The organism is Gibbsiella dentisursi, assembly GCF_039539505.1.
GTDB classification, from domain to species: domain Bacteria; phylum Pseudomonadota; class Gammaproteobacteria; order Enterobacterales; family Enterobacteriaceae; genus Gibbsiella; species Gibbsiella quercinecans.
Map to the genome: position 1 here is coordinate 189,502 of NZ_BAABDG010000009.1, position 16,285 is coordinate 205,786.

At 57.7% G+C, this 16,285-nt stretch carries 13 protein-coding genes; 10 read left to right on the plus strand and 3 right to left on the minus strand.

Features of this window, described 5'->3' with window-relative positions:
- Positions 1-278: 278 nt before the first annotated feature.
- Positions 279-1,757 (plus strand): M16 family metallopeptidase, encoded by a 1,479-nt coding sequence (locus tag ABFX35_RS19780; protein ID WP_279026026.1) that lies wholly within the window; start codon positions 279-281, stop codon positions 1,755-1,757.
- A gap of 56 nt (positions 1,758-1,813) precedes the next feature.
- On the opposite strand, the gene ppiC is transcribed toward ABFX35_RS19780, so the two are convergent.
- A complete protein-coding gene (ppiC, locus tag ABFX35_RS19785; RefSeq protein WP_095846387.1) occupies positions 1,814-2,095 on the minus strand; it encodes a peptidylprolyl isomerase PpiC in 282 nt (93 codons plus the stop codon).
- Positions 2,096-2,236: 141 nt separating this feature from the next.
- Here ppiC and rep point away from each other — a divergent pair, with 141 nt between their 5' ends.
- Complete coding sequence (rep, locus tag ABFX35_RS19790) at positions 2,237-4,261, plus strand: DNA helicase Rep (RefSeq protein WP_279026028.1); 2,025 nt, start codon at positions 2,237-2,239, stop codon at positions 4,259-4,261.
- Positions 4,262-4,366: 105 nt separating this feature from the next.
- Here rep and ppx read toward each other — a convergent pair whose 3' ends face one another.
- Positions 4,367-5,863, minus strand: coding sequence for an exopolyphosphatase (gene ppx / locus ABFX35_RS19795; RefSeq protein ID WP_346082583.1), 1,497 nt, complete (start codon positions 5,861-5,863; stop codon positions 4,367-4,369).
- Between the two features lie 6 nt (positions 5,864-5,869).
- Positions 5,870-7,156, minus strand: a complete 1,287-nt coding sequence (rhlB, locus tag ABFX35_RS19800) for an ATP-dependent RNA helicase RhlB (protein WP_346082584.1) — start codon at positions 7,154-7,156, stop codon at positions 5,870-5,872.
- Between the two features lie 117 nt (positions 7,157-7,273).
- Here rhlB and trxA point away from each other — a divergent pair, with 117 nt between their 5' ends.
- From trxA to rffA, 8 genes are all read left to right on the plus strand, one after another.
- On the plus strand, positions 7,274-7,600 hold the full coding sequence (trxA, locus tag ABFX35_RS19805) for a thioredoxin TrxA (RefSeq protein WP_095846384.1): 327 nt from the start codon (positions 7,274-7,276) through the stop codon (positions 7,598-7,600).
- 393 nt (positions 7,601-7,993) lie between these two features.
- Positions 7,994-9,253, plus strand: a complete 1,260-nt coding sequence (gene rho, locus ABFX35_RS19810) for a transcription termination factor Rho (RefSeq protein ID WP_095846383.1) — start codon at positions 7,994-7,996, stop codon at positions 9,251-9,253.
- A gap of 544 nt (positions 9,254-9,797) precedes the next feature.
- The gene (gene wecA, locus ABFX35_RS19815; protein WP_095846381.1) at positions 9,798-10,877 is read left to right on the plus strand and encodes a UDP-N-acetylglucosamine--undecaprenyl-phosphate N-acetylglucosaminephosphotransferase; all 1,080 of its coding nucleotides are present in this window, start codon (positions 9,798-9,800) and stop codon (positions 10,875-10,877) included.
- 12 nt (positions 10,878-10,889) lie between these two features.
- Positions 10,890-11,942, plus strand: a complete 1,053-nt coding sequence (gene wzzE / locus ABFX35_RS19820; protein WP_346082587.1) for an ECA polysaccharide chain length modulation protein — start codon at positions 10,890-10,892, stop codon at positions 11,940-11,942.
- A gap of 84 nt (positions 11,943-12,026) precedes the next feature.
- Complete coding sequence (wecB, locus tag ABFX35_RS19825; protein WP_279026038.1) at positions 12,027-13,157, plus strand: non-hydrolyzing UDP-N-acetylglucosamine 2-epimerase; 1,131 nt, start codon at positions 12,027-12,029, stop codon at positions 13,155-13,157.
- Positions 13,154-14,416, plus strand: a complete 1,263-nt coding sequence (wecC, locus tag ABFX35_RS19830) for a UDP-N-acetyl-D-mannosamine dehydrogenase (protein WP_346082588.1) — start codon at positions 13,154-13,156, stop codon at positions 14,414-14,416. The genes wecB and wecC overlap by 4 nt, the downstream gene beginning before the upstream one ends.
- 29 nt (positions 14,417-14,445) lie before the next feature.
- Entirely contained in the window at positions 14,446-15,168 is a 723-nt protein-coding gene (gene rffC / locus ABFX35_RS19835; RefSeq protein ID WP_346082589.1) for a dTDP-4-amino-4,6-dideoxy-D-galactose acyltransferase, read from the plus strand.
- Positions 15,155-16,285 carry a dTDP-4-amino-4,6-dideoxygalactose transaminase gene (rffA, locus tag ABFX35_RS19840; protein WP_279026044.1) on the plus strand — a complete coding sequence of 377 codons (1,131 nt, stop codon included), beginning with the start codon at positions 15,155-15,157 and terminating at the stop codon, positions 16,283-16,285. Before rffC ends, rffA begins: the two co-directional genes overlap by 14 nt.

Consider the following 16,285-nt stretch of genomic DNA (forward strand, 5'->3'; position numbering starts at 1 on the left):
TTGGCTTTATTACTCGGCCCATCCCTGGGCCTCGCCCCGATGGGGCCGCTGCCGGCAGCGTTCAAATCTGCTCCCGGCAGATTTGTCGCTCACCCCAGTCACTTGACTTCGGTAAGCTCCTGGGGATTGATGAGAGACATCCTTGTCTCTCACCGAAGGCTGGCCAGAGGCCAGGCAAATTCGTTCCTGACGAATTTGTCGCAGCAAAGCCGCCTTCCTGCAACTCGAATTATTTTGGGTATATATAGAAATTGGATAGTCATTAAGTAGGGGTTCACATGCAGGGCACCAGAATTCATCTCTTGGTTGGTGGGCTATTGTTGGCCGTGGCCAGCAGCAGCGTGCAGGCTGAAACACTACAACCCGATCCGGCCTGGCAGCAGGGGAAACTGGATAACGGGTTCTCATGGCAAATTCTTAGCACGCCGCAGCGGCCGAATGATCGCATTGAGCTGCGGCTGATGGTTAATACCGGCTCGTTGGTGGAGACCACCCAACAGACGGGGTTTGCCCATTTTCTGCCGCGTCTGGCACTGGCGCGCAGCGAAAGTTTTACGCAGCCGGAGCTGCGTTCGCTTTGGCAACAGGGCATCGACAGCGGCCGGCCGTTGCCGCCGGCGATCAGCTCTTATGATTTCACCCTGTACAATCTCAGTCTGCCGAATAACCGCCCGGATTTGCTGAAAGAAGCATTGGCGTGGCTGGCGGATACCACCGGCCGGCTGGCGATCGATGAAAATACGGTTCACGCCGTTATCAACAGCCATGTTGACCCGATCGGCACCTTCCCGGTTGATCCGCAGGACGTCTGGTGGCGTTACCGGCTGAAAGGCTCGACGCTGCTGCCGCATGATCCGAACCAACCGGTGAAGCGCCCGGTGGATATCGAGCAGCTCAAGGCATTTTACCAGCAGTGGTATACCCCAGACGCCATGACGCTGTACGTGGTGGGCAAAGTGGATAGCCGCAGCCTGAGCGAACAGATCAACAAGGCGTTTTCGCCGCTGGACGGCAAGCGTGAAGTGCCGGCCATCGTGCCGACCCTGGGGCCGTTGCCCCCGCAGCCGGTGAGCCTGATGAGCCCGCATGTGAAGCAGGATCGGCTGTCAATCATGTGGGATACGCCGTGGCACCCGATCCGCGATTCCCAAAGCCTGAACCGCTATTGGCGTGCGGATATCGCCCGTGAAGGGCTGTTTTGGCACATGCAGCAGGCGCTGGAAAAGAGCGATCAAAAGCAGGTTAATCTGGGCTTTGACTGCCGGGTGCAATATCAGCGCGCGCAGTGCGCTATCCATATCGGCACGCCGAATGACAACCTGAACGCCGGCCTGGCGTTTGTGGCGCGGGAGCTGGCCAACGTGCGCAATAACGGCCTGTCGCAGGCAGAGTTTGATACGCTGATTGCGCAGAAGAACGATCAGTTGAGCAAGCTTTTCGCCACCTATGCGCGCACCGATACGGACGTGCTGATGAGCCAGCGCTTGCGCTCCCAGCAGAGCGGCGTGGTGGATATTGCGCCAGAGCAGTATCAGAAGCTGCGCCAGGCGTTGCTTGCCGATCTGACGCTGGACGCGCTGAACCAGGAGCTGAAAGCACAGCTGGCGCAAGATGCGACGCTGATACTGGTGCAGCCGAAAGGCGAGCCGGAAATGAGCATGAAGCAGCTGCAGCAAACCTATGAACGCAGCATGACCCCGGTGCCGGCAACGGTGAGCGAAGAAGCGCCGCCGGCTGACGCGCCGGCCGCGCAGTAAACCCTGCACCAGGCGGTTTAGGCCGCCTGGTGTTGCCCGCCGCGTGGCGGCAGCGGTTAATTGCGGTATAACACCTTGATGATGTGATAGCCGAACTGGGTTTTGACCGGCCCGAAGGGCTTGAGCAGCGGAATGCTGAACACCGCCTTATCGAACGCCGGCACCATGGTGCCTTTGTTGAACTCGCCCAGCGAGCCGCCGTTGCGTTTTGACGGGCAGCGTGAATATTTACGCGCCAGCGTGTCAAAGCTGACGCCGCGTTTGAGTTTAGCCAGCAGTTCGTTGGCCAGCTTTTCGTTATCCACCAGGATGTGCAGGGCGCACGCGGTCTTTGCCATGGGGTTACCTTCGTTGATGCGTAATGGCGTTGATTATACCCGCGATTGCGCGCCTTTTCCGTTGAATGCGGTTCTCAATCCCGGCGCGGCTTTCTGCTACAATCCCTCTCCCACGTTATGCAAGCCGAGCAGAAAAGAGCCATGCGATTAAACTCCAGCCAACAACAAGCCGTCGAATTTGTCACCGGGCCATGTCTGGTGCTGGCCGGCGCCGGCTCCGGCAAGACCCGCGTTATCACCAATAAAATCGCCCATCTGGTGCACCACTGCGGCTACCAGGCGCGCCATATTGCTGCGGTGACCTTCACCAACAAGGCCGCGCGCGAGATGAAAGAGCGTGTGGCGCAGACCATGGGGCGTAAAGAAACGCGTGGCCTGATGATTTCCACCTTTCATACGCTGGGGCTGGAGGTGATCAAGCGTGAATATGCCGCGTTGGGCATGAAATCCAACTTTTCGCTGTTCGACGATCAGGATCAGCTGGCGCTGCTGAAAGAGCTGACCGAGAAATGGTTGGAAAATGACAAAACGCTGGTGGCGCAGTTGATTTCGACCATTTCCAACTGGAAAAACGATCTGGTTAACCCGGAGCAAGCGATGGGGTTGGCCCGCTCGGAGCGCGATAAGCTGTTTGCCCATTGCTACGGCCTGTACGATACGCACATGCGGGCATGCAACGTGCTGGATTTCGACGATTTAATCCTGCTGCCCACGCTGCTGCTGCAGCGCAATGATGAGGTGCGGGAACGTTGGCAAAACCGCATCCGCTATCTGCTGGTCGATGAATATCAGGACACCAACACCAGCCAGTATGAGCTGGTGAAGCTGCTGGTGGGCAACCGCGCGCGCTTTACCGTGGTGGGCGATGACGATCAGTCGATCTATTCCTGGCGCGGCGCCCGCCCGCAGAATCTGGTGTTGTTAAAAGAGGATTTCCCGCAGTTGCAGGTGATCAAACTGGAGCAAAACTATCGCTCCAGCGAGCGCATTCTGAAAGCGGCCAATATCCTGATCGCCAATAACCCCCATGTGTTTGAAAAACGCCTGTTTTCGGAGCTGGGCTATGGGGAAGTGCTCAAGGTGGTGACGGCGAACAACGAAGATCATGAGGCCGAACGGGTGGTGGGGGAGCTTATTGCCCATCACTTTGTGAAGAAAACCCACTATGGCGATTATGCGATCCTCTACCGCGGCAACCACCAGTCGCGGGTGTTTGAAAAGATGCTGATGCAAAACCGCATTCCGTACAAGATTTCCGGCGGCACTTCCTTTTTCTCACGCCCGGAAATCAAAGATTTGCTGGCCTATCTGCGGGTGTTGACCAACCCGGACGACGACAGCGCTTTTCTGCGCATTGTGAACACCCCCAAGCGCGAAATTGGGCCGGCGACGCTGCAAAAGCTCGGTGAATGGGCCAATCAGCGCAATAAGAGCCTGTTCCGCGCCAGCTTTGATCTTGGCCTGAGCCAGTCGTTGAGCGGCCGTGGGCTGGAATCGCTGCAGCGTTTCACCCACTGGATGGCCGAAGTGGCGCAACTGGCGGAGCGTGAACCGGTGGCGGCCGTGCGCGATCTGATCCGCGGCGTGGATTATGAAAGCTGGCTGTTTGAAACCTCCACCAGCCCGAAAGCAGCCGAAATGCGCATGAAAAACGTCAATACGCTGTTTGGCTGGATGACCGAAATGCTGACCGGCAGCGATCTGGAAGAGCCGATGACGCTGACCCAGGTGGTCACGCGCTTTACCCTGCGCGATATGATGGAGCGCGGCGAAAATGAAGAAGAGCTGGATCAGGTGCAATTGATGACGCTGCACGCCTCCAAAGGGCTGGAGTTCCCGTATGTGTTCCTGGTGGGGATGGAGGAGGGGTTGCTCCCACATCAGAGCAGTATTGATGAGGATAACGTCGATGAAGAGCGGCGCCTGGCCTATGTAGGGATAACCCGCGCCCAAAAAGAGCTGATTTTCACCCTGTGCCGTGAACGGCGCCAATATGGCGAGCTGGTGCGGCCGGAGCCCAGCCGCTTCCTGTTGGAACTGCCGCAGGATGATTTGCAGTGGGAAAGCGAGCGCAAAGTGGTGAGCCCGCAAGAGCGGATGCAAAAAGGGCAGAGCCATTTGGCGAACGTCAGGGCGATGTTGGCCAAGGCGAAGGGCGGGAATTAGGGCGCCCGCAAGAGGTTTGCGCGGTTACCCCCCCCAGCCGTAAAATGCTGCCCTGGCTCGAACGCCGGCGCTAACGCGATGAAACACCCGCTGGCGTAGCGGGCTTTAGTTCTGCTCTTCCAGCACCAACGGCCAATGGACATAGCTTTGCCAATGGCTCTCCTGCTCCAGCGTCTCGCCCCGCAGCGGATGCTGCTCAAGCCAGCCATGCGGCAGGATCACCGTCAGTTCCTCATCGCTACCGGCCCGCAGCCGCACCGCCGGCAACGTGTCATCGCGGCGGCGGCTGGCAAAGATAATCGCCAGACGCAGAAGACGGCACAGGCGCTGCGCCATGATCGGCGGCACCGCATTTTGCTGGCTGAGCAGCGCCAGATCGATGGTGTTGCTTTGGTTTTGCAGCAGGGTGGCTAACAGCTTTTTCTGGGCGGGCGTAAAACCTGGCAGGTCGAGATGGCTCACCAGATAGGCGGCATGCTGTGGCGCCCGTTTGAAATCAACGCTAAGGCCGATCTCGTGGATTAAACAGGCGGCATGCAGCAATTCCCGACATCGTTCGTCCAGTTGCCAGGTATTGGCCACCTGTTGGGCGAAGTTGGTCGCCAGCAGGTTAACGCGTTCCGCTTGTTCGGTATCCAGCAGATAACGGCGCTGCAGGTTGCGCAGCGTGCGGTTGCGCACGTCTTGATCCACCGGCAGGTGCAGCATGCCGTACACCAGGCCTTCACGCAGCGCACCGCCGGCCAGCATCATGCTTTCGATGCCCAGCTCCTGGAAAATCGCCAACAGAATAGACAGACCGCTGGGGAAAACCAGCGCTCGCTCAAGCGTCAGGCCTTCAATTTCCAGCTCTTCCAGCTTGCCGCATTGAATGGCGCGTTGCTTCAGCTGGCGCAGTTTCTGCAGGGTGATGCGCTCATCCATGCCTTGCGCCACCATGATTTCCTGCAGCGCCTGCACGGTGCCGGAAGCCCCGACGCAGATTTGCCAGCCCTGTTTGCGCAGTTGGTCGACCACCGGGCGCACCATATCGCGCGCGGCCTGTTCGGCGCGCTCGAAGTTTTCCCGCCCCAGGTTGCGATCGCTAAAGAAGCGTTCCAGCCAAGTGACGCAGCCCATCGGCAGACTGAACAACTGCGAGGCCTGCGCGCCGGTGCCGGTGACCAGTTCGGTGCTGCCGCCGCCAATATCCACCACCAAACGGCGATCCGGCCCCCCGGTAGTGTGGGCGACGCCGTGATAAATCAGGCGGGCTTCTTCTTCGCCGCTGATCACTTGGATCGGGCAACCGAGGATCTGTTCGGCGGTCTGCAAAAATGCGTTGGCGTTATTCGCCAGGCGCAGCGTTGCCGTTGCCACCACGCGGATCTGCTGGGGGGGAATATCCTGCAGGCGTTCAGAGAACAGCTTCAGGCACTGCCAACCCCGCTGCATGGCCTCGTGCGACAAGAGATTGTTCTGATCCAGCCCGGCGGCGAGGCGCACTTTGCGCTTGATGCGAGCCAGGGTCTGGATACTGCCAGCCACCTCACGCACCACCAACATGTGAAAACTGTTGGAGCCAAGGTCAATGGCGGCATAAAGCGTGCTGGAACTGAGCATGATTTATCAGCCTGAACGTTTACGGTTGTTACGTGGCGCACTGCTGCGGCGTTGTGACGTATTGCGGCGCGGGCCGTTGTTGTTGCGCGGGCGCTGCAGGCGTTTTGGCGCCGGCAGATCGGTCAGCAGCGCGTCGCTGTTGTATTTGCTCACCGGAATGCTGTGGCCGGTATAGGCTTCGATCGCCGGCAGGTTGAGCGCGTACTCTTCACAGGCCAGGCTGATGGAGTGCCCACTGGCGCCGGCGCGGCCGGTACGGCCAATGCGGTGCACGTAGTCTTCGCAGTCGTCGGGCAGATCGTAGTTGAATACGTGAGTCACGGCCGGAATATGCAGCCCACGCGCAGCGACGTCGGTGGCGACCAGGATGTCCAGGTTCCCCTTGGTGAAGTCGTCCAGGATACGCAGGCGTTTCTTTTGCGCGACGTCGCCGGTCAGCAGGCCTACGCGGTGGCCGTCGGCGGCCAGATGGCCCCAGATGTCTTCACAGCGGTGCTTGGTGTTGGCGAAGATGATGGCGCGGTCCGGCCACTCTTCTTCGATCAGCGTCTGCAGCAGGCGCATTTTTTCTTCGTTGGACGGGTAGAACAGCTCTTCTTTTATGCGGTGGCCGGTTTTCTGTTCCGGTTCCACTTCAACATATTCAGCGTTGTTCATTTGTTCAAAGGCCAGTTCACGCACGCGATAGGACAGCGTGGCGGAGAACAGCATATTCAGGCGTTGATCCACCGCTGGCATCCGGCGGAACAGCCAGCGGATGTCTTTGATAAAGCCCAGATCGTACATCCGATCGGCCTCATCCAGCACCACCACCTGAATGGCGCCCAAATCGATGTAGTTCTGCTTGGCATAATCGATTAAGCGGCCAGTGGTGCCGATCAGGATATCAACGCCGCTTTCCAGCACCTTGAGCTGTTTATCGTAGCCGTCGCCGCCGTAGGCCAGGCCCAGTTTCAGGCCGGTGGACTGGGACAGGGCTTCCGCGTCGGAGTGGATCTGCACCGCCAACTCACGCGTTGGCGCCATGATCAATGCGCGCGGCTGATTGATCTGACGATCCTGTTTCGCCGGGTGGGAAAGCAGATAATGGAAAGTAGACGCCAAAAATGCCAACGTCTTGCCGGTACCGGTTTGCGCCTGGCCTGCTACGTCACGCCCGGAGAGCGTGAGCGGCAATGCTAACGCCTGAATAGGCGTGCAGTTATGAAACCCTTTCTTTTCAAGGGCTTCAATCACCAATGGGTGCAGGGCGAAGTCGGAAAACTTCTGTTCTGTTAAGTGTGTTTTGCTCATAGTGTGGTAGAATATCAGCTAACTATTGCTTTACGAAAGCGTATCCGGTGAAATAAAGTCACCTTAGGTTGGTTAATGCTACACCAACAAGGTAGACATAATCCTGTGGAGTAAAACATGAGCGATAAAATTATTCACCTGGCTGACGACAGCTTCGACACTGACGTACTGAAAGCTGAAGGTCCTGTCCTGGTCGATTTCTGGGCTGAATGGTGTGGGCCGTGCAAGATGATTGCTCCGATTCTGGATGAAATCGCCGAAGAATTCGAAGGCAAGCTGACCATCGCCAAGTTGAATATCGATCAGAACCCGGCGACGGCGCCGAAGTACGGCATCCGCGGTATCCCAACGCTGCTGCTGTTCAAAAATGGTGAAGTGGCGGCGACCAAAGTTGGCGCGCTGTCCAAAGGCCAACTCAAAGACTTCCTGAACGCGAATCTGTAAGCGGGCGGGATGCCTTTGGAGGGCGTCTGGCGAGATTGTGATTCAACGCTAGACGCCCGCCAGGAAGCGTGCTAAATTTAGCCACAACTGCATATAGTACTTGCCATAAGTTTTAAATCTAAAGAGTTAGAATCTAAGCTTTACTCTGTGTTGAAGCGTCGGCGCTGAAAGAAAAGTGAACCCAGCCGATGTTTTAACAATCAAACGGTTTTGCAAAAAATCAGTTTTAAGGCACCTTCGATCTTACACCGTCAGCGCATGCGTCCACAGTAAGGCTGTACCTTACCGGGCCGGGCTGGTGATCGAACGCCCAGTAAACAGGCACGTATCACGCTGCCATACCATTCACGATACTAAGTTCGAGACATACCCCGAGTTTAAGAACCCACCACTATGAATCTTACCGAATTAAAGAATACGCCGGTTTCTGAGCTAATTACTCTAGGCGAAAATATGGGGCTGGAAAACCTTGCCCGCATGCGCAAACAGGACATTATCTTCTCTATCCTCAAGCAACATGCCAAGAGTGGGGAAGATATCTTCGGCGACGGCGTCTTGGAGATACTGCAGGATGGATTTGGTTTCCTCCGCTCCGCAGACAGCTCCTATCTCGCCGGCCCTGACGACATTTACGTTTCTCCAAGCCAAATCCGCCGTTTCAACCTCCGCACCGGTGATACCATTTCCGGTAAGATTCGTCCGCCAAAAGAAGGCGAGCGCTATTTTGCCCTGTTGAAGGTTAACGAAGTTAACTACGACAAACCGGAAAATGCCCGCAGCAAAATCTTGTTTGAGAACTTGACGCCGCTGCATGCTAACTCCCGTCTGCGCATGGAGCGCGGCAACGGTTCGACCGAAGACTTGACCGCCCGCGTGCTGGATCTGGCATCGCCGATTGGCCGTGGCCAGCGAGGCCTGATTGTGGCGCCGCCGAAAGCCGGTAAAACCATGCTGCTGCAAAACATCGCGCAGAGCATCGCCTACAACCACCCAGACTGCGTGCTGATGGTGCTGCTGATCGATGAACGCCCGGAAGAAGTGACCGAAATGCAGCGTCTGGTGAAGGGCGAAGTGATCGCTTCCACCTTTGACGAACCGGCTTCCCGCCACGTACAGGTCGCCGAGATGGTGATCGAGAAAGCCAAGCGCCTGGTTGAGCACAAAAAAGACGTGATCATCCTGCTGGATTCCATCACCCGTCTGGCCCGTGCCTACAACACCGTGGTGCCGGCGTCCGGTAAAGTGCTGACCGGTGGTGTGGACGCCAACGCCTTGCACCGTCCGAAGCGTTTCTTCGGCGCAGCGCGTAACGTGGAAGAGGGCGGCAGCCTGACCATCATCGCCACCGCGCTGGTGGATACCGGTTCGAAAATGGACGAGGTTATCTACGAAGAGTTTAAAGGTACCGGCAACATGGAATTGCACCTGGCGCGTAAAATCGCCGAGAAGCGTGTGTTCCCGGCGATCGATTACAACCGCTCCGGTACCCGTAAAGAAGAATTGCTTACCACGTCTGAAGAACTGCAGAAAATGTGGATCCTGCGTAAGATTATTCACCCGATGGGCGAGATCGACGCAATGGAGTTCCTCATCAACAAATTGGCGATGACCAAAACCAATGATGAATTCTTCGATATGATGAAGCGCTCATAATTGAGTAAAAAATCCGGAGAACGCCACGCCTAAGCGTGGCGTTTTTCGCATTTGACGGATACGATAAGTAGCAGTAATAAAAGCGTAAGTTATTTTGTAACTTATCATTTTGGATTTCTGTAGCCAAAATAATTCGCGTAGCAGGAAGGCGGCGGCTCCGTAGGGGATAGGCTCTAAGGATCAGCCGGGTAACAAAGCCAATATGCCTGCAACATGAAGTATGAAGGGTTATATACCCAAAATAATTCGAGTTGCAGGAAGGCGGCAACGCAGTGAATCCCCAGGAGCTTACTTGAGTAAGTGACTGGGGTGAGCGAGGAAAGCCAACACACCTGCAGCTTGAAGTATGAAGGGTATACATTATTAGCGGGCAATCCATATGCCACATTACGGTTTCAATGTGGGGGACGGCTATTGCGTAATGGGAATTAATTACTGTTGTCATAGGAAATGACTGAAAGGGAGTACAACATCTGGTGCCTGCTGTAGCCCGTGTTAAGCTGCCTTACTTTCTCAGAGATCTGTTAACTGTGAACTTACTCACATGAGTACTGAACTTCTATTTGTTTTTCTGTTTTCTTTGGCTTTTCTCTTTGTTGCCCGCAAGGTCGCAAAACGCATTGGCTTGGTTGATAGACCCAACTACCGTAAACGCCACCAGGGGATGATCCCGTTGGTCGGCGGCATTTCCGTCTATATCGGCCTGTGCTTCGCCTTTCTGATCTCTGACCAAACGATTGCTCATGGAAAATTATATCTGGCCTGTGCCGGCGTGCTGGTATTGGTTGGCGCGCTGGACGATCGCTATGATATCAGCGTAAAAATCCGTGCCCTGGTTCAGGCGCTGGTGGGTATCGCCATGATGGTTTTTGCCGGCCTGTATCTGCGCAGCTTCGGGCACGTGCTCGGCAACTGGGAAATGCAGCTCGGCCCTTTTGGCTACCTGGTGACGCTGTTCGCCGTTTGGGCCGCGATTAACGCGTTTAACATGGTCGATGGCATTGACGGCCTGCTCGGCGGGCTGTCCTGCGTATCGTTCGGCGCGCTCGGGCTGCTGCTTTATCTGAGCGGGCATACCGACCGTGCATTCTGGTGTTTCGCCATGATCGCCGCCATTGTGCCCTATGTGTTGCTTAACCTCGGCATTCTCGGCCGGCGCTATAAGGTTTTTATGGGCGATGCCGGCAGCACGCTGATCGGCTTTACCGCCATCTGGCTCTTGCTGCAAAGTTCCCAGGGCGTGAGCCACGCCATCAACCCGGTTACCGCACTGTGGATCATCGCCATCCCGCTGATGGATATGATCGCCATCATGTATCGCCGCCTGCGTAAAGGCATGAGCCCGTTCTCGCCGGATCGCCAGCACATTCACCACCTGATCATGCGCGCGGGGTTTACCCCGAACCAGGCGTTTGTATTGATCACCCTGGCGGCCGCGCTGCTGGCGGCGATTGGCGTGCTCGGCGAGCGGCTTACTTTTATCCCTGAATGGTTTATGTTGGCATTATTTCTGCTGGCATTCCTGTTTTATGGTTATTGCATCAAGCGCGCCTGGCGCGTTGCGCGTTACATCAAGCGTTTAAAACGCCGCATGCGGCGTTCCGGCAATAAGCAACAACCTTAACCAGAGGCTGTGATGACTCAAGAGACAACATCTGTCAAAAGGACCCCGGTGGTGGATAACGAGCTGGATATCCGCGGCCTGTTTTGTACTCTGTGGCGCGGTAAAGCCTGGATTATCGGGATGGCGCTGCTGTTTGCCGTGGTGGCATTGGGCGTCTCTTACCTGGTGAAGCAGGAATGGAGCGCGACGGCGATTACCGACCGGCCGACGGTGAATGCCCTGGGCGGTTACTATTCGCAGCAGCAGTTTCTGCGCAATCTGGACGCTCGCGCCACGCCGGTGGCCCCCGCCGATCAACCCGGTATTGCGGATGAAGCCTATAATGAATTCGTGATGCAGTTGGCCGCGTATGATACCCGCCGTGATTTCTGGCTGCACACCGACTATTACCGGCAGCGCCAGGAAGGCGATGCGCGTGCTGATGCCGTGCTGCTTGATGAACTGATCGCCAATATTGTCTTCACCGCGCGTGATGACAAAAAAGTCCCGAACGATAGCGTAAAATTAACCGCCGAAACTGCCAGCGACGCCAACCGCCTGCTGCGCCAGTATGTGGCTTTCGCCAGCCACCGGGCGGCGCAGCACCTGAACGAAGAAATTCAGGGCGCCTGGGCGGCGCGCACCACTTCCATGAAGGCGCAGGTCAAGCGCCAGGAAACGGTGGCCAAGGCGTTGTATCAACGTGAACTGAACACCGTGCAGCAGGCGCTGAAAATCGCCGATCTGCAGGGCATTAGCCGCACCCAGACGACGACGCCGGCGGAGCAACTGCCGGATTCCGATCTGTTCCTGCTGGGCAAGCCGATGCTGCAGGCGCGCCTGGAAGGGTTACAGGCATCCGGGCCGTCTTATGATCTTGATTACGAACAAAACCGCGCGATGCTGGCAACATTGAACGTCGGCCCGACGCTGGATGACAAGTTTCAGACTTACCGCTATCTGCGCACTCCGGAAGAGCCGGTGAAACGCGATAGCCCACGGCGTGTATTCTGGCTGGTGCTGTGGGGGGCCGTAGGTGCCCTGGTTGGCGCGGGTATTGCCTTGGCTCGCCGGCCAACTCATTAAAATATAATAATAATTCTTTTAATGGGTGCGAAAGCGCCCCATTTGCAGGTTCGCCTGCAGTTAACCGACAAGAAGAGACCCACAGTGAAAGTGTTGACTGTTTTCGGCACCAGGCCTGAAGCTATCAAAATGGCTCCTCTGGTACATGCTTTGGCGCAGGATGCTGCCTTTGAATCAAAAGTCTGCGTCACAGCGCAGCATCGTGAGATGTTGGATCAGGTGCTGCGATTGTTTGCGATCGCGCCGGATTACGATCTCAATATCATGAAGCCTGGGCAAGGGTTGACGGAAATCACTTGCCGGATCCTTGAAGGCCTGAAAGGCGTGCTCGACGATTTCAAGCCGGATGTCGTCTTGGTGCACGGTGATACCACAACGACGCTGGCCACCAGCCTGGCGGCGTTTTACCAGCGCATTCCGGTCGGCCATGTGGAAGCGGGCCTGCGTACCGGTAATCTCTATTCCCCCTGGCCGGAAGAGGCCAACCGCCGGCTGACCGGCCACCTGGCGGCGTACCATTTCGCGCCGACGGAAAACTCACGGCAGAATTTGCTGCATGAGCAGCAGCCGGACAGCCATATTTTCGTGACGGGCAATACCGTGATTGATGCGCTGTTCTGGGTGCGCGATCAGGTGCTAAGCGACGCCGCCCAGCGCGCCCGCATGGCGCAGCGCTATGCCTTCCTGGATGCCGATAAAAAACTGATCCTGGTGACCGGCCACCGCCGTGAAAGTTTTGGCGGCGGGTTTGAGCGTATTTGCAGCGCGTTGGCGGACATTGCCCGCAGCCACCCAGAAGTGCAGGTGGTGTACCCGGTGCACCTCAACCCGAACGTCAGCGAGCCGGTTAACCGTATTTTGCAAGGCATCGACAATATTTTCCTGATCGAGCCGCAAGACTACCTGCCGTTCGTTTATCTGATGACGCATGCCTATCTGATCCTGACCGACTCCGGCGGCATTCAGGAAGAGGCGCCGTCGCTGGGCAAGCCGGTGCTGGTTATGCGCGACACCACCGAACGGCCGGAAGCGATCGATGCCGGCACGGTACAACTGGTAGGGACGGACGTGGCCCGGATCGTCAGCGCGGTGACCCGCCTGCTGACGGACGAAGAGACCTATCACATGATGAGCCGGGCCCATAATCCTTACGGTGACGGGCATGCCTGCCAGCGTATCCTCAAAGCTTTGAAGAATCATCAGGTGACACTATGAATTTTGACACGATCTCGGTTATTGGTCTGGGCTACATCGGGCTGCCAACGGCGGCGGCGTTCGCCTCCCGCAGGAAAAAAGTGGTGGGCGTTGATGTGAACCACCATGCGGTCGATACCATTAACCGTGGCGCCATTCATATTGTCGAACCCGATCTGGCCCACGTGGTGAAAGAGGCGGTGGAAGGGGGCTATTTGCAGGCGGTGACCAAGCCGCAGGCGGCCGATGCGTTTCTGATTGCCGTTCCCACCCCGTTTAAAGGCGACCATGAGCCGGATCTGGCCTTTGTTGAGGCCGCGGCCAAATCGCTGGCGCCGGTGCTGAAAAAAGGCGATTTGGTCATTCTGGAATCCACCTCCCCGGTGGGGGCGACGGAACAGATGGCGCAATGGCTGGCCGAAGCCCGCGGCGATCTGCGTTTCCCACAGGATGCAGGCGAAGCCGCCGACGTGAATATCGCCTATTGCCCAGAGCGCGTGCTGCCGGGGCAGGTGATGGTGGAGCTGATTCAAAACGACCGCGTGATTGGCGGCATGACGCCGCGATGCTCCGCGCGCGCCAGCGCCCTATACAAGATTTTCCTCGAAGGCGAGTGCGTGATTACCAACTCCCGCACGGCGGAGATGTGCAAACTGACGGAAAACAGCTTCCGCGACGTGAATATTGCCTTTGCTAACGAACTGTCGCTGATCTGCGCTGAGCAGGGGATTAACGTGTGGGAACTGATTCGCCTGGCGAACCGCCACCCGCGCGTCAACATTTTGCAGCCCGGCCCCGGCGTCGGCGGCCACTGCATTGCGGTGGATCCGTGGTTTATCGTGGCGCAGAACCCGCAGCTGGCGCGCCTGATCCACACCGCACGCCTGGTTAACGACGGCAAACCGCTGTGGGTGGTCGATCGCGTTAAAGCGGCCGTTGCCGACTGCCTGGCGGCGACCGGTAAACGGGCGGCGGAGGTCAAAATCGCCTGCTTCGGCCTGGCGTTCAAGCCCAATATTGACGATCTGCGCGAAAGCCCGGCGGTGGAAGTGGCGCAGTTGATCGCCAACTGGCACGTAGGGGAAACCCAGGTGATCGAACCGAACGTGGAGCAACTGCCAAAATCGTTGGTCGGCCAGGTGGTGCTCAAAGCTCTCAATGCCGCGCTGCAGCAGGCAGATGTGCTGGTGCTGCTGGTGGATCACAACGAATTCCGCGCCATTGCGCCCGAGGCCATCAAACAACGCTGGATTGTGGATACCAAAGGCGTCTGGCGTTAACGCCGGCACCGCTTTAAGGAGTGGGGAATATGTGCCTGTACGCCACCGTTGAGCCGTTAAGCTGGGAAAGCGCGTTTTTCGGCATGGCCAGCGCGAAGCTGAACTTCAGCTCGCCGGCGCCGGCCCTTACGGCCGAGGCGCTGGATGCGTTTACGCTGGTGCAGGCCAGGATCCCGGCGCAGCGTCTGGATCTGGCCGATGCGCTGGCGGGCTTCGGTTTTCGCCTGGTGGAAGGGGCGGTCGATCTTTCCCTGGCCGTCGGCGATGAACAGCCAGCTGCCCAGGATTTGTCGGTACGCCCCGCCGCGCCGGCGGATATTCCCGCGCTGCGCGCGGCGGCCAGCACAGTGTTCGCCATTAGCCGCTTTCGCGCGCCGTGGTATGCGCCGCAAGACAGCGGCCGCTTTTACGCTGCCTGGGTTGAAAAAGCGGTGCTCGGCACCTTTGATCACCAGTGCCTGTTGGCATTGGGCAGCGACGGCCAGCCCGTTGGGTTTGTCAGCCTGCGCGATATCGGCCGGCAGCAGGCGCGTATTGGGCTGCTGGCGGCGTTCCCCGGGGCGGCAGGCCAGGGCGTCGGCGCCCGCCTGATGGCGGCGGCGCAGGGCTGGTGCCAACAGCGGCAACTGGCGCGCCTGTGGGTGGCGACCCAACTGGGCAATATTCCCGCATTGCGGCTCTATCAACGGCACGGTGCCAGGGTGACGGACACCGCGTACTGGTTATACCGAGGTTTACATGATTCCATTTAACGCACCACCGGTAGTAGGTACCGAGCTTGAATACATGCAGGCGGCCATGGGCAGCGGCAAACTGTGCGGTGATGGCGGCTTTACTCGCCGCTGCCAGCAGTGGATGGAGCAACACTTCGCCTGCCCGAAAGTGCTGCTGACGCCGTCGTGCACGGCATCGCTGGAGATGGCGGCCATTCTGCTGGATATCCAGCCGGGCGATGAAGTCATCATGCCGAGCTATACCTTTGTTTCCACCGCCAACGCCTTTGTGCTGCGCGGGGCGACGATCGTCTATGTGGATATCCGCCCGGATACCCTGAACATCGATGAAAGTAAAATCGAAGCGGCGATCACTGAGAAAACCCGCGCCATTGTGCCGGTGCACTACGCCGGCGTGGCCTGCGAGATGGACACCATCATGGCGCTGGCGGAGAAGCACAACCTGCTGGTGGTGGAAGATGCCGCCCAGGGCGTGATGTCCACCTATAAAGGTAAGGCGCTGGGCACCATCGGCCACGTGGGCGCGTTCAGTTTCCATGAAACCAAAAACTACACCGCCGGCGGTGAAGGCGGCGCCACGCTGATTAACGATCGCGCCTTGATTGAGCGGGCGGAAATCATTCGCGAAAAGGGCACTAACCGCAGCCAATTTTTCCGCGGCCAGGTCGATAAATACACCTGGCGCGATATCGGCTCCAGCTATCTGATGGCCGATTTACAGGCGGCCTACCTGTGGGCGCAGTTGGAAGCGGCGCAGCCAATCAACGCGCGCCGCCTGCAGCTCTGGCAAAACTACTACAACGCTTTCAAACCGTTGGCCGCCGCCGGGCGGATCGCCTTGCCGGTGATCCCGGCCGACTGCGTGCACAATGCGCACATGTTTTACCTCAAGCTGCGGGATATTGAGGATCGCTCGGCGTTCATCGCCTACCTGAAAGAAGCGGAGATTTTGTCGGTATTCCACTATATCCCGCTGCACAGTAGCCCGGCGGGCGAGCGTTTCGGCCGCTTTGACGGCGAAGATCGCTTCACCACCCAGGAAAGCGAGCGCCTGGTGCGGCTGCCGCTGTTCTACAATATGTCGGACGTTAATCAGCGCACGGTGATCAGCACCATCCTGAGCTACCTCGCCTGA

Coding starts and splice junctions, on each gene's coding strand:
- ABFX35_RS19780 (WP_279026026.1), top strand. CDS start 279: ATGCAGGGCACCAGAATTCATCTCTTGGTTGGTGGGCTATTGTTGGCC.
- ppiC (WP_095846387.1), bottom strand. CDS start 2,095: ATGGCAAAGACCGCGTGCGCCCTGCACATCCTGGTGGATAACGAAAAG.
- rep (WP_279026028.1), top strand. CDS start 2,237: ATGCGATTAAACTCCAGCCAACAACAAGCCGTCGAATTTGTCACCGGG.
- ppx (WP_346082583.1), bottom strand. CDS start 5,863: ATGCTCAGTTCCAGCACGCTTTATGCCGCCATTGACCTTGGCTCCAAC.
- rhlB (WP_346082584.1), bottom strand. CDS start 7,156: ATGAGCAAAACACACTTAACAGAACAGAAGTTTTCCGACTTCGCCCTG.
- trxA (WP_095846384.1), top strand. CDS start 7,274: ATGAGCGATAAAATTATTCACCTGGCTGACGACAGCTTCGACACTGAC.
- rho (WP_095846383.1), top strand. CDS start 7,994: ATGAATCTTACCGAATTAAAGAATACGCCGGTTTCTGAGCTAATTACT.
- wecA (WP_095846381.1), top strand. CDS start 9,798: ATGAGTACTGAACTTCTATTTGTTTTTCTGTTTTCTTTGGCTTTTCTC.
- wzzE (WP_346082587.1), top strand. CDS start 10,890: ATGACTCAAGAGACAACATCTGTCAAAAGGACCCCGGTGGTGGATAAC.
- wecC (WP_346082588.1), top strand. CDS start 13,154: ATGAATTTTGACACGATCTCGGTTATTGGTCTGGGCTACATCGGGCTG.
- rffC (WP_346082589.1), top strand. CDS start 14,446: ATGTGCCTGTACGCCACCGTTGAGCCGTTAAGCTGGGAAAGCGCGTTT.
- rffA (WP_279026044.1), top strand. CDS start 15,155: ATGATTCCATTTAACGCACCACCGGTAGTAGGTACCGAGCTTGAATAC.